The following is a 19,507-nucleotide window of genomic DNA, read 5'->3' as shown; positions in this document are numbered from 1 at the left end:
GTACCAATAACAATAGAATTATCAACAACATCAGCACTATCTTGGTCATCCGACTCAGAATTGGTACCAATGACGATAGAGTTATCACCACGACTCTGAACGGAAGTACCGATAGCCACACCGCTAATGTCTCGCGCTTCTGTACGACCGTTACCAATTACAGTTGTGTTGTTACTCAACGCCTTAACATCGTGGCCCAGCGCTACTGAGGATGAGCCCTCGGCACCAACCATAGAACCGATAGCTGTTGAGTTGGTTGCCTCAACCGTAGTGCTGGCATCTGGCCCTAGAGCAATAGATTGCGTCGCAAGTGCTCCACTATTATCTCTATTACCAAGCGAGGCCCCTCCATCATTAATAGAAAGATAGTTAGGCTCAACAGCGGCTATTTGTTGACTCCAATTGGTATTAACTTCTTCAGCCAATTCCTCATAATTAATCGGGCCACCATTGAGAGAGCTATCAACCACAGCTTGCAACTGACGAACATTGACTGCATCGGTCTCGTTGGCGCCATCCTCTACATTAACGATGCGCCGCGTAAAAGCATTTCCCGGCGCACTGCTACCAACGGAAACGGCGGTTCCGTCAAAAGCGCGGCCTGTAAACGCCCCGCCCCCTGAAACATCACTTTGGACTGCCTGTGCCCCCGTACCCAAGGCTACATAACCACTGTGCGCAACTGTGTTGGAACCAACTCCAACACCTGTTCCCTGGGTATTTGCACGAAGACCCAGCGCAACGCCATTGACTCCCGATGCAGAAGCTTCATGCCCCACAGCAATACTATCGGTACCTGCTCCTGCCTCTTCCCCAATAGCTATTGAGCGATCTAATTGACCACCATTTGAGTTTGCGTTGCGGCCGATACTGATGCTGCTATCACTAGCTAGATTGCTCCCAGCATTTTCGCCAAAGGCAATATTATCATTACCTTCCGTTTCATTGCCGGCTTGGCTTCCCATCGCTATATTGCGTTGACCAACAACGTTTTGGCCAGACTTAGCCCCAATAGCAATATTATTTAATTGATCGTTGCCTACAGCACCAACCGTACCGAAACCAGCCTCCTCACCAATCGAAATGTTATTACGTGCGGCTGCCACCGCTCCCTGGCCTAAGGCAATCCCGTTGACACCACTTGCTTGTGCTCCGCTACCCAATGCCATGGCGTTTCCAGCAGTCGCTAGGGCGTCGCCGCCCAGCGCTACGGCGCTGTCAGCACTAGCTGCGCTATTACGACCAACCGCAATTGCTCCGGCACCTCCACCTCCAGGATCAGCACTGCCTGCAGTGGCCTCCTGACCAAGAGCAATAGCACCTACTCCATCCACGGTTGTAACTGCATCATTTCCAGCAGCGAAACTGCTTTCGCCTTCAGTTATTGTGTTAGGGCCGATTGCAACTGAATCCACCCCCTCCGCACTGGAGTCGGGTAGAAGAGAATTTGCGCGGAAATATCTTATTCCTCCACCGAGACCTTCTTCGACAAAGTAAGTAAAAACCTGTCCGCCGGTCACTGCATCCTGGCTACCTTCTCCGATTAGTCCGGTCCCCAGATTAGTGATAGTGCTACCGCCTGCATCAATGCCTGCTGAAGTTACGCTTGGCCCATCAGTAATAGTCAAACCGTTGCTACCGAAAGCAGCACTACCCGCCGTAATGCGGTCGACATTGATTTCGTCGGCTAAACTAAAGGTAAGGTTGGCACCTGTGCGACTAACATTGATATTGCTGTCGCCGCTGAAATCAACGGAGTCACCTGGCGCAACGTTTTCAGAGCTGCCATCGCCAGCACTAATATTCCATCCGGCATTAGCCGCATCACTTACTGCGCTCAATTGGCTGAAATTAACGGCGTGATCACTGGCAGTGCCATTAGCCAAACCAGTGATCTGGCTATTACTCATCACCAAACCGCCACTTAACGTTGTGAGCCCAGTTACCTGCAACGCGCTGAGAATGGCAGTCCCACTAACAGCTAGCCCACTCGTAGTTATATTATTAAATGTAACGTCATCTTCGGTTGAAACGGTGTAAGCAGTGGGATTGTCTTCGTCATCGGGCGTAACAACGATATTATTGCCTGCTGAGACATTCGTTTGTGCGTTTACTACGCCACCAGCCATCACCATGGCCAGCACTAATGGCGAGAAGCGAAAAGCATTTCGGACTATATGACAAGAAGCTGAAACCAGTGTTGAGCCGCCTACAACACCAGAGGAACCTGTTGCCTTCTGGCTAGCACGAGCCCCTTCAGATGTAACCACTAATCGTCCGAGGGAGCGGTTCCAGATCAAGCGAAATATTCTATTCATTGTATGTCCTTCGACTTATCGTTTAGTCAAAACGCTTTACACATCTGTCAAGCCTATGCGCGTCGCAGCGTTCAAGCTCTGAGCAACGTAAAGATGAGCAAGGCAAAAGAGCTATGACCTACCGAAAACAAGCGGTCAGGTAGCCCCTATTACCTTTGGCCACCTCATAAAAGTTGCGCTCAGCAGGCAATTTTTAGATGTAAATATTGATCAGGGCATTCTCGTTCTTTATTACTATTCACCTCAACATTAATTAACAATTGTTAACATTATTGCTAGCAATAATTCTTTCGGTGGGACAAAATTAAAATAAAGGCTATCTAAAGCCCTTCGTCATTGCTTAAGTAAGGGGTTTGTAAATTTTATTAATATTTAATAAATTATACTTTGGCAGTAAAAAAGATTGACGCGCTTAAGAAAATAAAAACTTAGGCTACGCAAGGAGTATTTATGAAGATTGCAGTAGTGGAGGACGAAAGTGTAATGTACGAGCGCATGCACAAAGCGCTTTATAACGGGTTCGTAAACAGAGGAATTCAAACAAACATATCGGCATTTGCGACTAGCTCGGCATTTATTCACACCGCTAGCCGCGAAACCTTCGATTTAGTACTTTTGGATTGGCATCTACCTGACGGTACTGGTATTGCCTTACTTGATTGGATGAAAAAGTATCTGGAAATGTTACCAGCGGTCATAATTGTGACTCATCGGCAAGAAGAGACTGATGTTATTCAAGCCTTAGATGCAGGCGCCGACGACTTTATCAGTAAGCCTTTTAGGCCACGTGAATTAGCAGCTCGCGCCTATGCGGCCTCACGCCGAAAGCTTTCATACACTTCAAATCAAGCCCATCAGTTGAAGTTTGGTCGTATAAAGCTTAATACTCAGAAAGAAACAGCTTGTATTGATGGGCAAAGCATTACGCTCACACATCAGGAGTTTCGACTCGCCTACCTTCTGCTAAATCGTCTAGATAGCCCCCTTTCTCGCGCCTATTTATACAAATATGTATGGGGGCGCGATAAAGATCTTAATACACGAACACTTGACGTCCATATTCACCGAATACGCAAAAAACTACTACTGACCGCTGAATACGGATGGAATCTAGTATCTGTTTATGGCTATGGCTATCGATTACAAGCAATTAAAACAAATAATAAAGTTGGTGAGTTAAACAGCGCTTAACGCCCTCCAAAACGACGAAGCCACCACGTTAGAGGTGGTGGCTATCGACTAAGCTTCAGGCTAATGCGCTACGTTAAGCGGGAAACGTGATGCCCAGACGGCGGCCTACTTCTTCGTAGGCTTCGATCACACCGCCCAAACCTTGGCGGAAACGGTCTTTGTCGAGCTTCTCGCGGGTATTGGCATCCCACAGGCGGCAACCATCCGGGGAGAACTCATCGCCCAGCACCACCTCGCCTTTGAACACGCCAAACTCAAGCTTGTAGTCCACCAGCAGCATATCGCCTTCGGCAAACAGCTGTTTTAACACGTGGTTAACCTTGAAGGTCAGCGTTTTCATCTTGCCAAGCTGCTCAGGCGTTGCCCAGCCAAAGGTTTCAGCCAGCGACTCGTTGATCATCGGGTCGCCCTTATCGTCATTCTTCAAGAACAGCTCAAAGGTAGGCGGCGTAAGCGCGATACCTTCTTCAATGCCCAAACGCTTTACCAGTCCGCCGGCGGCAATGTTACGGACCACGCATTCGACCGGAATCATCTGCATTTTTTTAACCAGGCTCTCGTTGGGAGAGAGCTGTTTTTCAAAATGCGTAGGGATACCGGCCTCTTGCAAGCGCTCCATGATAAACGCGTTGAAGATGTTATTGACCATCCCCTTACGGGCCAGAGCTTCTTTCTTCTTGCCATCAAAAGCGCTGGTGTCATCACGAAACTGCAGCACCAGCAGGTCCGGATCATCGGTGGTATATACAGATTTTGCCTTACCGGCATAAAGTTCTTGGCGCTTTTCCATGACAGCTCCGAAAGGGATCAAATAAACAGATTAACGTAAATAGCCAGCAACACGTTCTAACAGCTCACGCTGGTCATCGGGACTAAACCCGCGCTCGCTGGCATTGACCGCACGCAGGATGGTCTGGTTACCATCGGGCTGCAGAACAAGGCGTATCTCTTGAGACATCCGGCGCACATCGGCACTAAAGACTATCTGTAGCGGATTACGATCGCGCTCGGTAGCCGTCATGTACTCGACCAGGAACTCATAGTTTTCAGGATTGGTGGCCAACAGGTTGCGCTGCCCTTCCTGAGTGAAATCCAGGGTCAGATAGTGGTTAAGCTCAGCCCATACGCGCTCCACCGGCTGAGGAATGGCGACTTCCCATTCATCGCCTTCCTGACGGATCTGTAACGTTTGCTGGTGGTTCAAGCGCTGCGCGTTCCACGAGGACGCCACGCTTTGCGATGCACTGCGCGCGCCTAGAAACTCTTCCAGGGCGTCCAGGCAGCTCGTCATGGTCTGGCTACCACGCTCACAGCGCACTTCACTACTGCCGGAACGCATGGCGCTTTGCAGACGCAGGTCCGCCTGGGACGTTACAATCACGCCTTGGGAAACATCGCTTTGCTGTACGCCAAGCTGGCGACTGCGGGCAAAACTTTCCAACTGCGGCCAGACGGCGCCGGTGTCAGCAGCCACTACCAGCCAACTTTGGTTACCCGCTTGGCGCCGCTCAACGTATTCAGGCTCCAAACCGCTACCAATGGCCAGCGACTGAGGCGGGCGGATTTCTGCGGCCTCATCAATGCGTGCGCCCTGCATGGCTGCCTGAGGAACCGGCAACGCATCCTGATAGCGCTGAGCATTACGAGTCTCTGGCAGCACTAAGGGAGGTGCCGGAGCGGCTTTGGTGTAGTCCAGGTTGCGGTCGTGGTAATAACCATCACGCGCGCACCCAGCTAGAGTGACAGCCGTTACGAGTGCCAGCGGTATCCATTTAAGCGCACGTTTTTCAAGCACAGAGCTCATCAAGCCACCTTAACAGTCAACAGAGCAGCTACCCGGCACACCATTGGGTGCGCCAAGTAGCCATAGTATCGCGCCGGGTGTGATAAAAGAGCATTACTCCTCGATCACGCCCGCCAGTTGCATCGCTTCACTCACAGTGGCGTGGTACTTCTCAGACAGCCACGTCAACGGCAAACGAATTCCTGCATCCATATACCCCATGCGATTGAGCGCCCATTTTACCGGGATAGGGTTCGACTCAATGCCCAGATTGGTATGCAGAGGCATCAAGCGGGTATTAATTTGGTGAGCTTTATCCGCATCGCCAGCAACGGCCGCCGCACACAAATCATGCATCCCTTTGGGAGCCACGTTTGCCGTTACTGAAATATCGCCATGCCCGCCCATCAGCATAAAATCACACGCGGTCGCATCGTCGCCGGAGTACAGCATAAAGTCGCTGCCCTTCAAGCGAGAGATTAGATCTTCCGCACGCTCAAGGTTCCCTGTGGCATCTTTTAGGCCAATAATATTGTCAACAGCAGCCAGGCGCACCACGGTCTCGTTGTACAAGTCAGAGCAGGTACGGCCCGGTACGTTGTACATAATGACCGGTAGCTTGCTGCCTTCGGCCACTGCTTTAAAGTGCTGATACAAGCCTTCCTGGGTCGGCTTGTTGTAGTAAGGGCATACCGACAAGCAGTAGTCAGCCCCCACTTCGCTTGCGTAACGAGCAAGCTCAACCGCCTCAGATGTGGCATTGGCGCCCGTACCGGCAATTACCGGGATACGCCCATTAACCTCTTCAACGACGCTGCGGATCACATCAAAGTGTTCAGCAAACGACATCGTCGTAGGTTCGCCCGTGGTACCGGCGGCAACGATGCCATCGGTGCCATTTTCAAGGTGGAAATTTACCAGACGACGAAGCGCCTCCCAGTCGATGTCGCCATTGACTTTCATCGGCGTCGCCAGGGCGACGATGCTGCCTGTGATCATCCGTTTATTCCTCACCTGCAAAGTTATGAAATCAAACCCAATATGGACAACAAGACAAAGCGCCGAATGCTATCTTGAGCAGCATGACGACCGCCCTTTTGGGCCTACAGGGGTAAATGGTACTCAGGCGACTCGACCCTGTACAGCGCAAACCGTAGTGAGTTTGCGTGATATGCCCCTCCCACCTTTGACATGCTGGCTAAGGTTGCGTGTAATCAGCCTGATAAGTGACTAATGATGAGGAGTTTGCATGAGCATTGAACTAGGCCAATCTGTCCCCGATTTTTCGGCCAGCGCCACCGGCGATACAACGGTGACACTATCGCAACTACGCGGTAAGCAGGTCGTTATTTATTTCTATCCGAAAGCCAGCACACCGGGCTGCACGACTGAGGGCGGCGACTTCCGGGATAATAAAAATGCGTTTGATACCGCCAATACCGTTATTCTAGGTGTTTCGCGCGATGGCCTGCGCGCCCAAGAAAACTTTAAAACCAAGCAGGACTTTAACTTTGCGCTGATTTCCGACAAAGACGAAACGCTCTGCACCCTGTTTGACGTGATCAAGCTGAAAAAAATGTACGGCAAGGAGCATTTAGGCATCGAGCGCAGCACTTTTCTGATTGATGCAGACGGCAATCTTGCCAACGAATGGCGTGGCGTTAAAGTCCCGGGCCACGTCGCTGAAGTATTGACAGCCGCGCAAGCGCTGCACGCCAGCCGCTCATAAAAACGCCCGCCCGGTTTTATAACTGGGCGGGCGAAAGCGGATGCTCAAAGCAATTCATGCGGCTGAAAACGGCACTGTATCTGTTGACCTAAGAAAGCTTTTAGCCGAAGAAACAGCCGCGCGTTTGCTTAAGAGTCTACCTGAATAACGCTATCGGCCCCCTCCTGCTTATGAATACCGCGCGGCCAGGCATAAATCAGTGCTTTTAACAGCGTCGCCAGCGGAATGGCGAAAAACACTCCCCAAAAGCCCCAGATACCGCCAAAGAAAAGCACGGCGACAATAATTGAAACGGGATGAATGTTGTTGGTTTCAGAGAAAAGCACTGGTGATAGAACGTTTCCATCCAAGGCTTGAATGATCCCATACGCAATCAAAACGTATGCAAATTGATCACTTAACCCAAAATAAAAACCGGCGACCGCCGCGACCGGCAGGGTTGCCACCGCCGCACCGATAAAAGGCACCAACACCGAAAACCCCACCAAAACAGCCAGCAGCGCCGTATAAGGCAGGCCAAAAAAGGTAAAGGTAAAAAACGCCACCGTCCCCACAATCATAATCTCGATGAATTTACCGCGAATATAGTTAGCGATCTGATGGTCCATCTCTTTCCAGATCCGCGTTAATAATGCGCGCTTTTGTGGCAACAGAGAAAGGGTAAACCCGACCAGCACCTCGCGGTCTTTAAGCATAAAGAAGACCAAAATAGGCACCAATACCAGATAAATGATTAACGACATAACGTTGCCCAGCGAGGCTAGCGATAGCGTTAAGGCGCGCTGACCTAACTGACTAATCTCGCGGCTCGCCACTCCTATCCAGCTTTGCATTTGATCCGGGGTAATCAAGTTGGGGTAACGCGCCTGCATTTCATCCAGCCATACCTGGCCACTTGCGAACATGCGCGGCGTTTCTTGCACAAGCCCCACCAGCTGATTCCAAATGAGCGGCATTAAGATAAACGCCAGCGCCAGCAAGACGCTCACAAAAGCAAGGAAGATGGTAATAACGGCCAATAAATGCGGCACGCCCCGCCGAGTTAATGCACTCACGACACCTTGGAGTAGAAAAGCCACGATCAGCGCGGTAAAGAAGGGAGCCAGCATGCGCCCAAACCAAATAATGGCGGCAAAACCAGCGACCAATATCAATAATAAAACGAGTGCTTCTTCATCGGAAAAATAGCGCTCAACCCAACTTTTAAAAATGGTACGCATGGTCATGAGCGGGCATCTCCCGCTTTGCGTATCCAGAAAAAGTACGTTTCATGGCACTGCTCTCGCGCTTCCATGGCATGATTACTCTGGTCAGCAAAGGAGACCATATCGCGCCAGGAGCCTGCATCAGTGGCGCGCACTTCTAACACTTGTCCGGCAACCATCCCGGCCAGCGCCTGTTTTGTTTTGAGTAACGGTAACGGGCAAGGCAGCCCACACGCATCAAGCACTACGTCTGGTTGACAACGCGTTAATGGTTCAGACATACCAACTCCTCAAAATGCCTGCATGATCACGACATTGTTGCATAAACTGTTTACTTTGCGATGATCATTGACCATTTGATTTAACGGCACTTCACTGCACCATTCAATGTCACAGTGGTAAATGCTGCGCTTTATTATAATGAACGAGGATGCCATGCCGCACCTACGGAACGCTTACCCACGCTGGATTTGCGCGCTTGCTATTGCTTGCAGCATCAGCATGTCGAGCCCGCCAAGCTACGCACTTAATGACTATCATTTGCCAACGCTTGGCGGTGTCGCATCATCGGCAAGCAGTGAAGAGTTTCGCCTGGGGCGGGCATGGTTGCGTCAATTTCGCGCCCAGGCACCTCAATGGCAAGATCCGATCGTCAATGACTATCTGGATAGCCTAGTGGCACGCCTTGTGCCCTATAGCCAGTTAGGCAGCTTACAGACCACAACGGTAATGGTCGATAACCGGTCGCTCAATGCGTTCGCGGTACCCGGAGGCGTGATCGGTATCAATTCGGGGCTTTTTGCCTTTGCCGAAGATGAAGGCGCTTTCGTTTCGGTGATTGCGCACGAGTTAGGCCACTTATCGCAGCGCCATTATGCCCGAGGAAGCGCCAGGGCCGAGCAAACACAGCTACCCGCCATGGCCGCCATGCTGGCGGGTATGCTGGTGGCGGCAAGCGGCGGTGGCGATGCGGGTATAGCGGCCGCTATGGGCTCTCAGGCGGCACTGATCCAAGACCAGCTCACCTATTCCCGACGCTATGAACAAGAAGCCGACCATATTGGCTTACAGGCGATGGCAGATGCCGGCTATGACCCTGAAGCGATGGTACGCATGTTCTCCGCCATGCAAAGAATGGCGCGCCTACAGGGCGGCACGCCGCCCGAATTCCTGCTCACACACCCCGTGTCGGATAGCCGTTTAAGTGATGCTCAAGCACGCGCCTCTCAGTTGAGCGTCGCCAATGCTTATACCAGCGACACGCTTTACGACATGATGCGCGCACGCGCCCTGCTGAGCATTTACAGCAACTCGCCACACCAGGCAACCTCGCACCTTGCCCAGGAAGGCGCTGAGGAGCCCGCAAGACGCTATCTAGAAGCGTTGATCAGGGGACGAAACGGGCAAACTGACAGCGCCCTGCAAGCGCTTGACCAACTGGCTGCCGAACTACCCGACTACGCCATGCTGCCCGCCTCTGCCGCGAGTATTGCGCTTGAAGCCCAACGCTATGACGAGGCAATTACGCGCAGCCAGCGCTTATTGAGGATAATGCCCGCTTATCTCCCTGCTCAATTAACCCTGGCCGAAGCCCAGTTACAGCGTGATCCTGAGGCGGCTTATCAGCTACTCAACAATATTACCGCGCGGCATCCTGATAGCCCACAAGGGTTTAACCTGCTTGCCGAGGCGGCAGGACGGAGTGGGCATGGTAGCTGGGGGCATTTAGCACGCGCCGAGCAGCTACAGCTGACCGGGCGGGTTGATCAAGGCATACGCCAGCTGTCGATTGCCCGCGACGCTGCCGAACGTGAAAGCAACCAACAGGCACTTGCTCGCATTGAGCAGCGCCGCGAAGCGTTCATTGAGTATCGCCAAGCGTTGGAAGATTTCTAAGACAACATCTACGTAAACGCCTCATGCTAAAAGCGCCCGACTGCGTAGGCCGTCAGGCGCTTTTTTTGAATAGCGCAATGCTAAGTCAGCCTGATCAGGCGTTGAAATTAAGCATCCGTTCTAATGGCTTAAGCGCACGCTGACGCAGCGATGCATCCACATGGATTTCTCCGCTGCCGTGGCGCAAAGCCCCCGCCAGATTGTCCAATTCATTCATTGCCATCCACGGGCAGTGCGCGCAGCTTCGGCACGTAGCGCCATTACCCGCCGTAGGCGCCTCGAACAGTACCTTGTCGGGAACAGCCTGCTGCATCTTGAAAAAAATGCCCCGATCAGTGGCCACAATAAGCTTATTGTTGGGCAACGTTTGCGCAGCCTTAATTAATTGCGACGTCGACCCGGCAACATCGGCCATATTAACGACCGAGTCAGGCGACTCAGGGTGGACCAGCACAGCTGCATCAGGGTAAAGACGCTTTAAATCTTCAATGCCTTTTGCCTTAAACTCTTCATGCACAATGCAGGCACCGTCCCACATCAGCATGTCAGCACCGGTTTTTTTCTGAATATAGCCGCCCAAGTGCTTATCAGGCGCCCAAAGAATTTTTTCACCCTTAGCCTGCAGATGCTCGATGACCTCAACCGCAATGGATGAAGTCACTACCCAGTCAGCGCGCGCTTTTACCGCCGCCGATGTGTTGGCATACACCACCACGGTTCGATCGGGATTCGCATCGCAAAAGGCGCTGAACTCATCTACCGGACAGCCAATATCCAGCGAGCAAGTTGCCTCAAGCGTGGGCATGAGTACGCGTTTTTCGGGCGAAAGAATTTTGGCTGTTTCCCCCATGAAGCGTACGCCAGCAACGACCAGCGTTGTGGCATCATGCCGGGCGCCAAAGCGCGCCATTTCCAGGGAGTCTGCCACACAGCCGCCCGTTTCCTCGGCCAACTGCTGAATAGCATCATCGGTATAGTAATGCGCGACAAGCACCGCATTATGCGCTTGCAATAGCTGCTTTATTTCAGCAACGCGCGCTTGGTCTTCCGCGGGGATACGAGTGGGGCAATACGGGCTTGGGAGCGGAGCATCTAGCTCAGCTTGAGAAGTCATAATAGTCATCGTGTCTACCACTGTGACGAACAGGGAATCCCCCTGTTAAACACCAGGCGCGGTTTGTGTAATCCACACATCCCGCTCGCGATTGCAACGGGCCGCTGCGTCTCTCGCGGTGGCCCACTGCGCTACTAGCTCTAACTATTTCTGTTGTTAACCAATCCTGAGTCTAACGGACTCTACCGCTAATAAGAGCAGCCTCTAAATATAGCCTATCGTTTAACGACTTTCGATCACCAATGACACTCTCTTAAGCCGGACTTTACGCTGCATTAGCAGTAGCAACCTGAGAGATGGCATAGCGGCAAAATAGACGCATAGCAAAACGCCCCTGGTAGCAAGCTACCAGGGGCGTTGAATTTGGTGGGTCGTGTAGGATTCGAACCTACGACCAATTGATTAAAAGTCAACTGCTCTACCAACTGAGCTAACGACCCAAATTCTTGCTTACCTAACTTTTACAACGTTCTTTTTGCAACATTGCCGCTTAAAACGGCGGTCTCTTCATTCGAATGGTGGGTCGTGTAGGATTCGAACCTACGACCAATTGATTAAAAGTCAACTGCTCTACCAACTGAGCTAACGACCCCCTCGAACGGATGCATATACTATAGATATGCCTTATCTATAGCAAGGGGTTTTTTATCTTTCTCTCAGCGCTTCACGTGCATGATTGATCGGCTTAATCAGATAATCAAAAATAGATTTATTGCCGGTACGGATATCGACCGTGGCAATCATGCCTGGAACGATAGGGAAGCGGGTTCCCACATCATTCACCAACGCATCGCTTTCGGTAAGAATAAATACGCGGTAGTAATACACTTCCGGCTGAACCTCGTCCTGAATGGTATCAGGTGAGATCAGCACCACTTCCCCATCAAGCCCGCCATAGGTTGTGTAATCATAAGCGGTTATTTTTACACTCGCTGGCTGGCCCGGATGAATGAATGCAATATCCCGAGGAGAAATCCGCGCCTCGATACGCAACTGATCGTCCAGCGGCACAATTTCCATAATCCGTCCATTGGGGGGGATCACCCCGCCGGTGGTGGTGACCTCAATATCTTTTACGATACCTCTGACGGGCGAGCGCAGCGTTAAGCGCGTCAGTGTGTCTGAACGGCCCCTAATAACTGATGAAAGCGCCTCCACCTCGGCCTGGGCCTTGGATAGCTCCTCGCGGGCTAAAATCATATATTCGGAGCGAATTTCCGTTGCCTGGAGCTGCAGTTCGGTCGCTTGTCGGCGTAACCGCAATACTTCTACATTACTGGCAGCACCTATTTCAAGCAGTGATTGGGTAAGGTTTAGCTCTTGCTGTACCAAGCGTAATGAGTCGTTAACACCATTCAGCGACATCTCAAGGCCATTACGGCGCGTCTGATAGAGTAACGTCTCCATCGCCGTTAACGCAGGGTAATCTTCAAGGGTGTCGGGGAAACTTAGTGGCGTGTCATTAACTTCGGCCTCAAGCCTTGCCACACTTGCCAAGGCCGCTCGGTAGCGGGCCGCACTTTCGTTAACGTTGGACTCTGTCTGGGTCGGGTCAAGCTGGGCAAGTATCTGTCCTGGCTCGACAATATCGCCTTCTCTTACACGCAATTCGGCTAAGATCCCGCCCTCCAAGGACTGAACAACCTGCTCTCGGGAGGTTGGAATAACCCGCCCGCTGCCGGTAGAAACCTCAACGACGGTAGCAAAATAGGACCATCCAATAAATACAGCTATCACCAGAAAGAAAAACCAGATCACCCGCGTGGAGCGAACAATAGCCGCATCATCAATCTCAGTGTTATAGCGACGGCTATCTTCCTCATAATCCAGCAAAGGCAGATCGTTAGAGGCACTTTTCGAACCACTTAGCGTCTTATTGGCCATAACGACAACTCCCCATACCGGTCATTGCGATTGTCTTAATCATGCCTACCCCTCAGCTATAGTGCTGCGGCTAATTGGTTCGCGCTGCTTGGGCTGGTTTTTTCGATAGTTTGGCAAGGATCTCGCTTTTCGTACCATCCATCACAACCTGGCCGTTATCGACCACAACGATACGCTCAACCAAATTAAGAACACTCATGCGGTGGGTCGCGACGATAAAGGTTTTGCCTGGAAGCCAAGCATTTAGCTGTTGAAGAAAGCGCTTCTCAGTCGTCTCATCCAGGGAGGCCGTTGGCTCATCCAGTAGCACCACGGTCGGCTGACGTACGATGAGACGTGACAGTAATAGGGATTGACGTTGCCCGCCCGAAAGACCATTTCCACCCTCTAGAATGACGTGTTCAAGGCCATCGGGAAGTTTGCGGATAAACTCATTGGCACCGCTGATGTCGAGCGCGTCCAGCAGCTCCTGATCCGTTGCGTTCGGTGCACCCAGCGCCAGGTTGTCACGGATGGTTCCATGAAATAACCGAGAGTTCTGGCTTAGCAACCCCACATCACGGCGCACATCGGCAGGATCAATATGCACAAGGCTAAGACCATCCAAAAGCACTTCACCCGCCTGTGGCTCTAAGAGCCCGGAGCAAGCCTGAAGTAGCGTGGACTTACCCGCGCCGTTTCGTCCCAAAATGGCGATACGTTCACCAGCAGCAATACTTAGCTTCTTTACTTGCAGCGAAGGCGTCCGATCTTCACTGGCATACTTGAATGCTGCCTGAGTGAATTGATAACTTCCCCGAATGGAAGCCCGGTGAACACGCTTGGTATCTTCAGGGTTATCGACGGGGCGCTCCATAATCTGATTAAGACTCTCGGTCGCCACTTTTGCCTGCTGCCACTTACTCAGCACCTGAGTAATTTGTGTCATCGGAGCCATCATGCGTGAAGCCAGAATCGACGCTGCTACCAATGAACCGGTAGTGAGATCGCCCGCCATCACCATCGGCGCCCCAAAGAAGACCACTGTGGCAAACACTCCTGTCTGCACCGTCTGACTCCAGACACTCAATGAGTTGGTAACGTAACGAAGCCGCAGGTTCATATCGGCAGTGACGGCATTGTAGTGATTCCACTGGTTTTGGAACCGTGGCTCCGCCTGCAATGTTTTAATATCTTCCATGCCCTGAACGGTTTCTACGAGCATGGCGCTGCGTAATGAGGACTCACGCATGGAGTCGTTCGCCAGGCTGCGTAACTTGCGCTGCACCAGCAGCCCAGGAATGATCATCAGCACAACAGCCCCGATAGGTACTAATACCAACGAGCCCGCGATATACCAGAATACAAAACAGAAAAGGATAAAGAACGGCATATCCGCAAATGCCGTGACCGTTGTGGAAGTAAGCAACTCGCGCACGTACTCCAGCTCACGGATTTGTGAAATAAAGGTACCTGTCGACTTGGGTCTTGCGGTATTACGTATTCTTAGCGCATGACCAAAAACACGATCAGATGCCCGCATATCCGCGCGTTTTCCCAGAAGATCTGTAATTCTTACCCGGGATCGACGCAATATAAAATCGAATAGCAGTGCCAGCAGCACCCCACTAAATAGCACGTAGAGCGTGGGCATCGATTCCGCCGGAATAACCCGGTCATAGACCTGCCGCGAAAAGATAATGCCTGCTAACGCCAGCGTATTGGCAATGAGCGAGGCCAGCATCACATGACCATAAGGTTTTAAATCCCTTAAGATGATCTTGCGCAGCCAGTTCTTTTCATAGGGCTTGATATAGTCATCTACCCTGGCATCAGGGATGGATTTTGCAGGGCGCAGGATGACCGCGACCGTTACATGTTGCACAAGCTCTTCGCGACTCAAAGAGCTTTTCATTCCTTGGTCACTGCTATATACAATGCCCACATTGCCGTCACTATCGACCGTTTCAACGACGGCAATTTGGCCATCACTAAACTGTACGACCAGTGGCAAACGCCAAGGCGTCAATTCTTTCACGTTAAGCTGGCTGGTTTTAAGCGTCATACCAAGTTGGCGCGCAATACTCCTCAGCACTTCGCCAATCGGTTTGTCCTGCCGCCATGAGGCCGTTAAGCGAACATTTTCAGCCGAATATTCCAGCCGATAATGTTTGGCCACTATCAACATGGCCTCAATCCAACTTGCATAATAATGGCTAGCTTCAAACTCAGTGGCTATTTCATCATGAGCGCTACCCTCTTCTAAAGCAGAGGCTTTTGAAGCCGGTTTATTTAGCTCGTTGTTATGCTGGCTATCCTTATCATCACTCATGGCGAAACGCTAACTCCTTGTACCATGGAATCTTCTAAACCAAACGCGTCACGAATATCGGCAGAACTGTAGAGACAGTCGATTTGTAAGCGGTATAAATCGTAACGGGTGTTTTCCTGGTCAAAGCGGGACTGATGAATCTCCTGTTCGGCATTCAGCAGGTCTAGCAAGGAGCGTGTCCCAAGCGATAAGTATTGCTGGCGATATAATTGCTGGGTATCGCGGATACTACGTGCCCGGGCATCCAATGTAACAAGACGCAGACCAAAGCTGGCGGTTTGCTCTTTGGCTTCACGTAAGCTGCGTGAAAGCGACAGATAGGCGGCATCTTTAGCTGCCTGAGAGGCTTGCAAGCTATAGTCGGCCGCCCGGCGGCGAGCGCTCGTAGCGCCTCCCTGATATAAGTTGCTGGATAAATTAACCCGCATGATGACCTCGGTATCATCTTCCGCCACATCCCGGTTCAAGAACTGATTAAGATCAGCGTCAAGCGATACCGTTGGGAAAAATGAGGCCTGAGTTTGGGCAATGATAGCGCGAGCCTCCGCCTGCTCGGCTTCTGCCACCATCAGTTCGGGCACATTATCAAAATCTTCAGAGGCTACAGCACATGACTGGGTCAGCGGCTCTGGAAAGTTACGATTAATAGTGACGGGGCCGTTAGCACCGACTAACGTGCGTACCGTATTTTGCCATGTCAGTAGCTGGGCTTCTATTTGAAGCTCTGTCGCTTCAGCCGCCTCTACACGTGACTGAGCCTGAATTTCATCGGAGCGCGTACTTGCCCCAAGCTCTGAACGTCTGGCTGCAAGCTTTTGGATATCCGTTAAACCTGCGATTTGCTCACGTGCAATATCCAGCAGTGCCTGGTAGCGCTGAACCTCGATGGCCGCCTGAGCGGCGTCTCTTGCCAGTTGATCCATTGCGAGCCAGACCCTGGCTTGATCGCGGTTAACGCCAAAGCTTGCGGCATCCACCTGACTAGAAACACGTCCAAAGTCGTACAGCATTTGTGAGGCAGATACCGTCACCGCATCTTCAGACCGCCCTGTAGAGCTGCGGCGCTCGGTTGTAATACCGGCACTCACCTGCGGATAGTAGCCAGACCTCGCCACGCTTACCTGCTCGCCCTGTTGGTATAAACGACCTAATGCTTCCCCAATAGTCGGATGCCAGGCGATCGTTCTCTGTACCGCTTCAAGAATGCTCATTCCCTCTTGATCGGTCGCGGATGATGGCGTTGAAGAAGCAGCGATGACAGAAGCCGCCGAACTCACAGCAGGCAACTCATTAGCACTTTCCAAAGCGCTATGCACTGGCGGGTTACGCTGAAACTCTATTGCGATAGGTCGAGCCTCTTCAGCTAGCCTGTTATTTTGGCTATCTGTCGCTGACAAAGCCGTTTCTGAAGTCACTGGCTCAGGCATTATCGGCTCTGGCGCTATGTCTGAGACTGCGGCCTCGCGTACGGGAGCATTTATCTCCCCAACATCAGCGTCTGACACTAATGGCCGGCGAGAGCTTGTTTGAATATCCTGCGCTAATCTACTTTCCGATCGCTGAGCGCCTAGGTTTTGTTGCGGTTCGGATAAACGCACGTTGGTGGGTATAGCCGTTCTCGTCGCCGCCCGCAGACCCGCCGCTTCGCTCTCTTGCGGAGCTCCGCCATACCCATTCTGGCTGGCATTCACTGGTTGAGGGGAGGGGGTGACAGCACTACCGCCTGACGAGCGAGTCCCCGATCGAACAATGTTAACTAAACTATCTGATGACGATGAAGACTGAGAAGCCGCCTGAACAACCGATGGCTGATAGCGAGTTTGACCTTCCACACTCCTATTATCGTCTGACAACCCCGTTATTGAACTGGCACGGTTAGTAGAAACAGGCAGGTTTTCGGAGCGAGCACTATCGCCGGGGACCGAAGAGCTTTGTATTACAGGGCGATGCTGAGAAGTGATCGGAGCATCCGATAGCCCAACAATTCCATGGGCAAGAACATGCGTTGACTGAACGCCTAAAACAATACTCCCTGTCAAAAAAGAAGCGATACATGAACGTAGCATTTTCTTCTTTTTCATGCGTTCCCCAATATACTGTAAAACATAATTTTTTTAGTAAAAACTTCTTATAATTGCAGCATAAATTAATTCGTTACGCACTTAAATACATACAACCAAAGTAGAATACAGAGGGAATAATTTTCATTATTTTTCTTTAAAAAGCAGTTAAAACCTACTGCTTATAATCTTCATCTTCCGTGTTTTTATTTTCAAATCAAACGTTTTTTGCGTACCCTACAAAATAGGAGAAAGTCTGTAGATTTTATCAGTCTAAAAAGCATACGCCTAACGACAGGAATTTCATAAGCGACATTATGAATAGGCAAATCTAACAAATAACTGATTAGAATATTCATAAAAAAACCGGGCCTTTCGGCCCGGCGCTAGGAGGTAGCAAGCGCTATCTAGATTGATTTCTTTATAACACCTGGTTCTGTTCAAGCTCACTATTAAGTCGGCTAACTTCCAAAGCGCTAGTGTCAGAGAAGTTATCAACTACCTCGACAGGTTCGACTAAAGTCTCCTCGCTATCGCTATTAATGGCATAGATCGTTTCTCCATTGTTTTCCAGCGCAACTTCTTCTGTAAGAATATCGAAGTCAGTATCACTAAAGAGATCCTCATTCGGCTCCTGCAACAAGTCACCGATAGTGTTGGCATCGAATACTGACTCTACACCCTCAGACTCATCTGCAACGTTATCCAGATCAAACCCAGCGATACTGAAGCTTTCATCGCCTTCAATGCTAAACGAGGCTAGAGATACTGGATCATCGTCTGAGGCAATAGAGGTTAATGACAATCCACCAAAAAGCCCTCCACCAATGCTGCCAATGAGATCACCAATACCGCCTAAAAGACCGCTTAAACCCAAGCTTCCGATTAAACCATTTTCACCCAGCAGCCCTTCGACCAGATTTCCCACGGTGCTTTCGTCTACAACACCATTCAGGACTCCGTCCTCTTCAAGTAAAGTTCCTACAATACCATTGACTAGGCCGCCATCCCCTGTCAGTCCATCTACTAAAATCTGGTCATCCATATCCCCCAGCGCTCCACCAGATTGTAAGAGACCTTCAAGCAAACCATCAGTTCCTATCAAATCTGCCAGCAAGCCCTCGCCCTGCTCAGGAGTCAGTGTGGCATCGGTCGATGCCAATATACTTGTTAAGAGTCCACTCGGCCCTACGATGGGTGAGAGTACGCTGGAAAGTAGCCCATCATTGCCGAGCCAGTTTTCTTGGTCTGTACTGTCCACTAGGCCGCCCAACAAGCCGTCATCTCCTAATAGGGTGTTAAGCGTTTCAGTGACTAGTCCATTCTCGCCCAAGAGGCTATCAAGAAGGCCTTCAGTACCTCCTTCCACCGGGTCGCTCAATGCCACGCCACTATTTACCAGTCCGGCTAAAAGGCCACTTTCGCCTAGAAGTCCATTGACCAATCCGGTCAGTAGTCCTTCATTGTCGGGGATGCTTCCAGGCAGACTACTAAGCAATCCATTCTGACCAAGCAGCGTATCCAGCAGGTTACTGACCTGACCTTCGCTGCCCAGTTCGCTATCGCTGAGTATTCCCTCACCGCCCACTAGTGTACCTAGCAGGTTAGCGACTACACCGCTTTCTCCTAGCAGTCCTTCCAGCAACTCACCTTCATTAAGCTGGCCACCCAATGGCCCACCATCACCTAGCAAACCAGCCAGCATTCCATCTGAGCTCAGTAAGTTATTGACAAGGTTTGTTTGTAGCTCCGCATCTACTGATACATCAATGAGCAATCCGCTTATAAGACCAGTCGGTCCTACCAGCGTATCCAGCAGGTTGCCCACTAAGCCTTCTTCACCAAGCAGGCCATCCGCACCACCCAGTAGATCTTCGCTGGTCAGATCTCCTAAGAGGCCGCCGCCCACCAGGGTACCAACCAGTCCATTCACTAACCCGTCGTTACCCAGCAGTCCATCGAGTAACTGGCTATCTTCCAAGCCTTGGCCGCCAAGCAGCCCAGCCACCAGACCGT

The 19,507-nt window shown here is 51.2% G+C and carries 13 protein-coding genes, 2 tRNA genes and 1 pseudogene; 3 read left to right on the top strand and 13 right to left on the bottom strand.

The genetic code is table 11. From position 1 onward, the window contains the following. Window positions 1-2,318 (bottom strand): ESPR-type extended signal peptide-containing protein (locus ACT3XD_RS17895; protein ID WP_192539575.1); only part of this gene is annotated, 2,318 nt, incomplete at its 3' end. A 450-nt stretch (window positions 2,319-2,768) separates the two neighbouring features. On the opposite strand from ACT3XD_RS17895, the gene ACT3XD_RS17890 reads away from it, so the two are divergent. Continuing rightward, a complete protein-coding gene (locus ACT3XD_RS17890) occupies window positions 2,769-3,509 on the top strand; it encodes a response regulator transcription factor (RefSeq protein WP_192539574.1) in 741 nt (246 codons plus the stop codon). Window positions 3,510-3,582: 73 nt separating this feature from the next. Here ACT3XD_RS17890 and purC read toward each other — a convergent pair whose 3' ends face one another. From purC to dapA, 3 genes are all read right to left on the bottom strand, one after another. Further along, window positions 3,583-4,299, bottom strand: a complete 717-nt coding sequence (purC, locus tag ACT3XD_RS17885) for a phosphoribosylaminoimidazolesuccinocarboxamide synthase (RefSeq protein ID WP_192539573.1) — start codon at window positions 4,297-4,299, stop codon at window positions 3,583-3,585. A gap of 30 nt (window positions 4,300-4,329) precedes the next feature. After that, window positions 4,330-5,313 (bottom strand): outer membrane protein assembly factor BamC, encoded by a 984-nt coding sequence (bamC, locus tag ACT3XD_RS17880; protein ID WP_192539572.1) that lies wholly within the window; start codon window positions 5,311-5,313, stop codon window positions 4,330-4,332. Between the two features lie 93 nt (window positions 5,314-5,406). Then, window positions 5,407-6,291, bottom strand: coding sequence for a 4-hydroxy-tetrahydrodipicolinate synthase (dapA, locus tag ACT3XD_RS17875; RefSeq protein WP_192539571.1), 885 nt, complete (start codon window positions 6,289-6,291; stop codon window positions 5,407-5,409). 250 nt (window positions 6,292-6,541) lie between these two features. Here dapA and ACT3XD_RS17870 point away from each other — a divergent pair, with 250 nt between their 5' ends. Then, window positions 6,542-7,021 carry a peroxiredoxin gene (locus ACT3XD_RS17870; protein ID WP_192539570.1) on the top strand — a complete coding sequence of 160 codons (480 nt, stop codon included), beginning with the start codon at window positions 6,542-6,544 and terminating at the stop codon, window positions 7,019-7,021. A 128-nt stretch (window positions 7,022-7,149) separates the two neighbouring features. On the opposite strand, the gene ACT3XD_RS17865 is transcribed toward ACT3XD_RS17870, so the two are convergent. Further along, window positions 7,150-8,247, bottom strand: a complete 1,098-nt coding sequence (locus ACT3XD_RS17865; protein ID WP_192539569.1) for an AI-2E family transporter — start codon at window positions 8,245-8,247, stop codon at window positions 7,150-7,152. Beyond that, window positions 8,244-8,507, bottom strand: a complete 264-nt coding sequence (locus tag ACT3XD_RS17860) for a sulfurtransferase TusA family protein (protein ID WP_192539568.1) — start codon at window positions 8,505-8,507, stop codon at window positions 8,244-8,246. Before ACT3XD_RS17860 ends, ACT3XD_RS17865 begins: the two co-directional genes overlap by 4 nt. A 154-nt stretch (window positions 8,508-8,661) precedes the next feature. On the opposite strand from ACT3XD_RS17860, the gene ACT3XD_RS17855 reads away from it, so the two are divergent. Continuing rightward, window positions 8,662-10,122 (top strand): M48 family metalloprotease, encoded by a 1,461-nt coding sequence (locus ACT3XD_RS17855; RefSeq protein WP_192539567.1) that lies wholly within the window; start codon window positions 8,662-8,664, stop codon window positions 10,120-10,122. A gap of 94 nt (window positions 10,123-10,216) precedes the next feature. Here ACT3XD_RS17855 and nadA read toward each other — a convergent pair whose 3' ends face one another. From nadA to ACT3XD_RS17820, 7 genes and pseudogenes are all read right to left on the bottom strand, one after another. Next, window positions 10,217-11,245, bottom strand: a complete 1,029-nt coding sequence (nadA, locus tag ACT3XD_RS17850) for a quinolinate synthase NadA (RefSeq protein ID WP_192539566.1) — start codon at window positions 11,243-11,245, stop codon at window positions 10,217-10,219. Between the two features lie 355 nt (window positions 11,246-11,600). Continuing rightward, a tRNA-Lys gene (locus ACT3XD_RS17845) sits at window positions 11,601-11,676 on the bottom strand. A gap of 76 nt (window positions 11,677-11,752) precedes the next feature. Further along, a tRNA-Lys gene (locus ACT3XD_RS17840) sits at window positions 11,753-11,828 on the bottom strand. 53 nt (window positions 11,829-11,881) lie between these two features. Then, complete coding sequence (locus tag ACT3XD_RS17835; RefSeq protein WP_192539565.1) at window positions 11,882-13,120, bottom strand: HlyD family type I secretion periplasmic adaptor subunit; 1,239 nt, start codon at window positions 13,118-13,120, stop codon at window positions 11,882-11,884. A gap of 70 nt (window positions 13,121-13,190) precedes the next feature. Further along, window positions 13,191-15,431: a type I secretion system permease/ATPase gene (locus ACT3XD_RS17830; protein WP_192539564.1), complete on the bottom strand. Its 2,241-nt coding sequence runs from the start codon at window positions 15,429-15,431 to the stop codon at window positions 13,191-13,193. Beyond that, the gene (locus ACT3XD_RS17825) at window positions 15,428-16,858 is read right to left on the bottom strand and encodes a TolC family outer membrane protein (protein WP_225736321.1); all 1,431 of its coding nucleotides are present in this window, start codon (window positions 16,856-16,858) and stop codon (window positions 15,428-15,430) included. The genes ACT3XD_RS17830 and ACT3XD_RS17825 overlap by 4 nt, the downstream gene beginning before the upstream one ends. Window positions 16,859-17,912: 1,054 nt before the next feature. Further along, window positions 17,913-19,507: pseudogene (locus ACT3XD_RS17820) on the bottom strand (hypothetical protein); the annotation flags it as partial.

Source organism: Halomonas sp. AOP7-B1-5, assembly GCF_052353045.1.
GTDB lineage: Bacteria > Pseudomonadota > Gammaproteobacteria > Pseudomonadales > Halomonadaceae > Vreelandella > Vreelandella colorata.
Note: the sequence above shows the minus strand (reverse complement) of the source record. Positions and strands in the feature narration are given on the sequence as shown.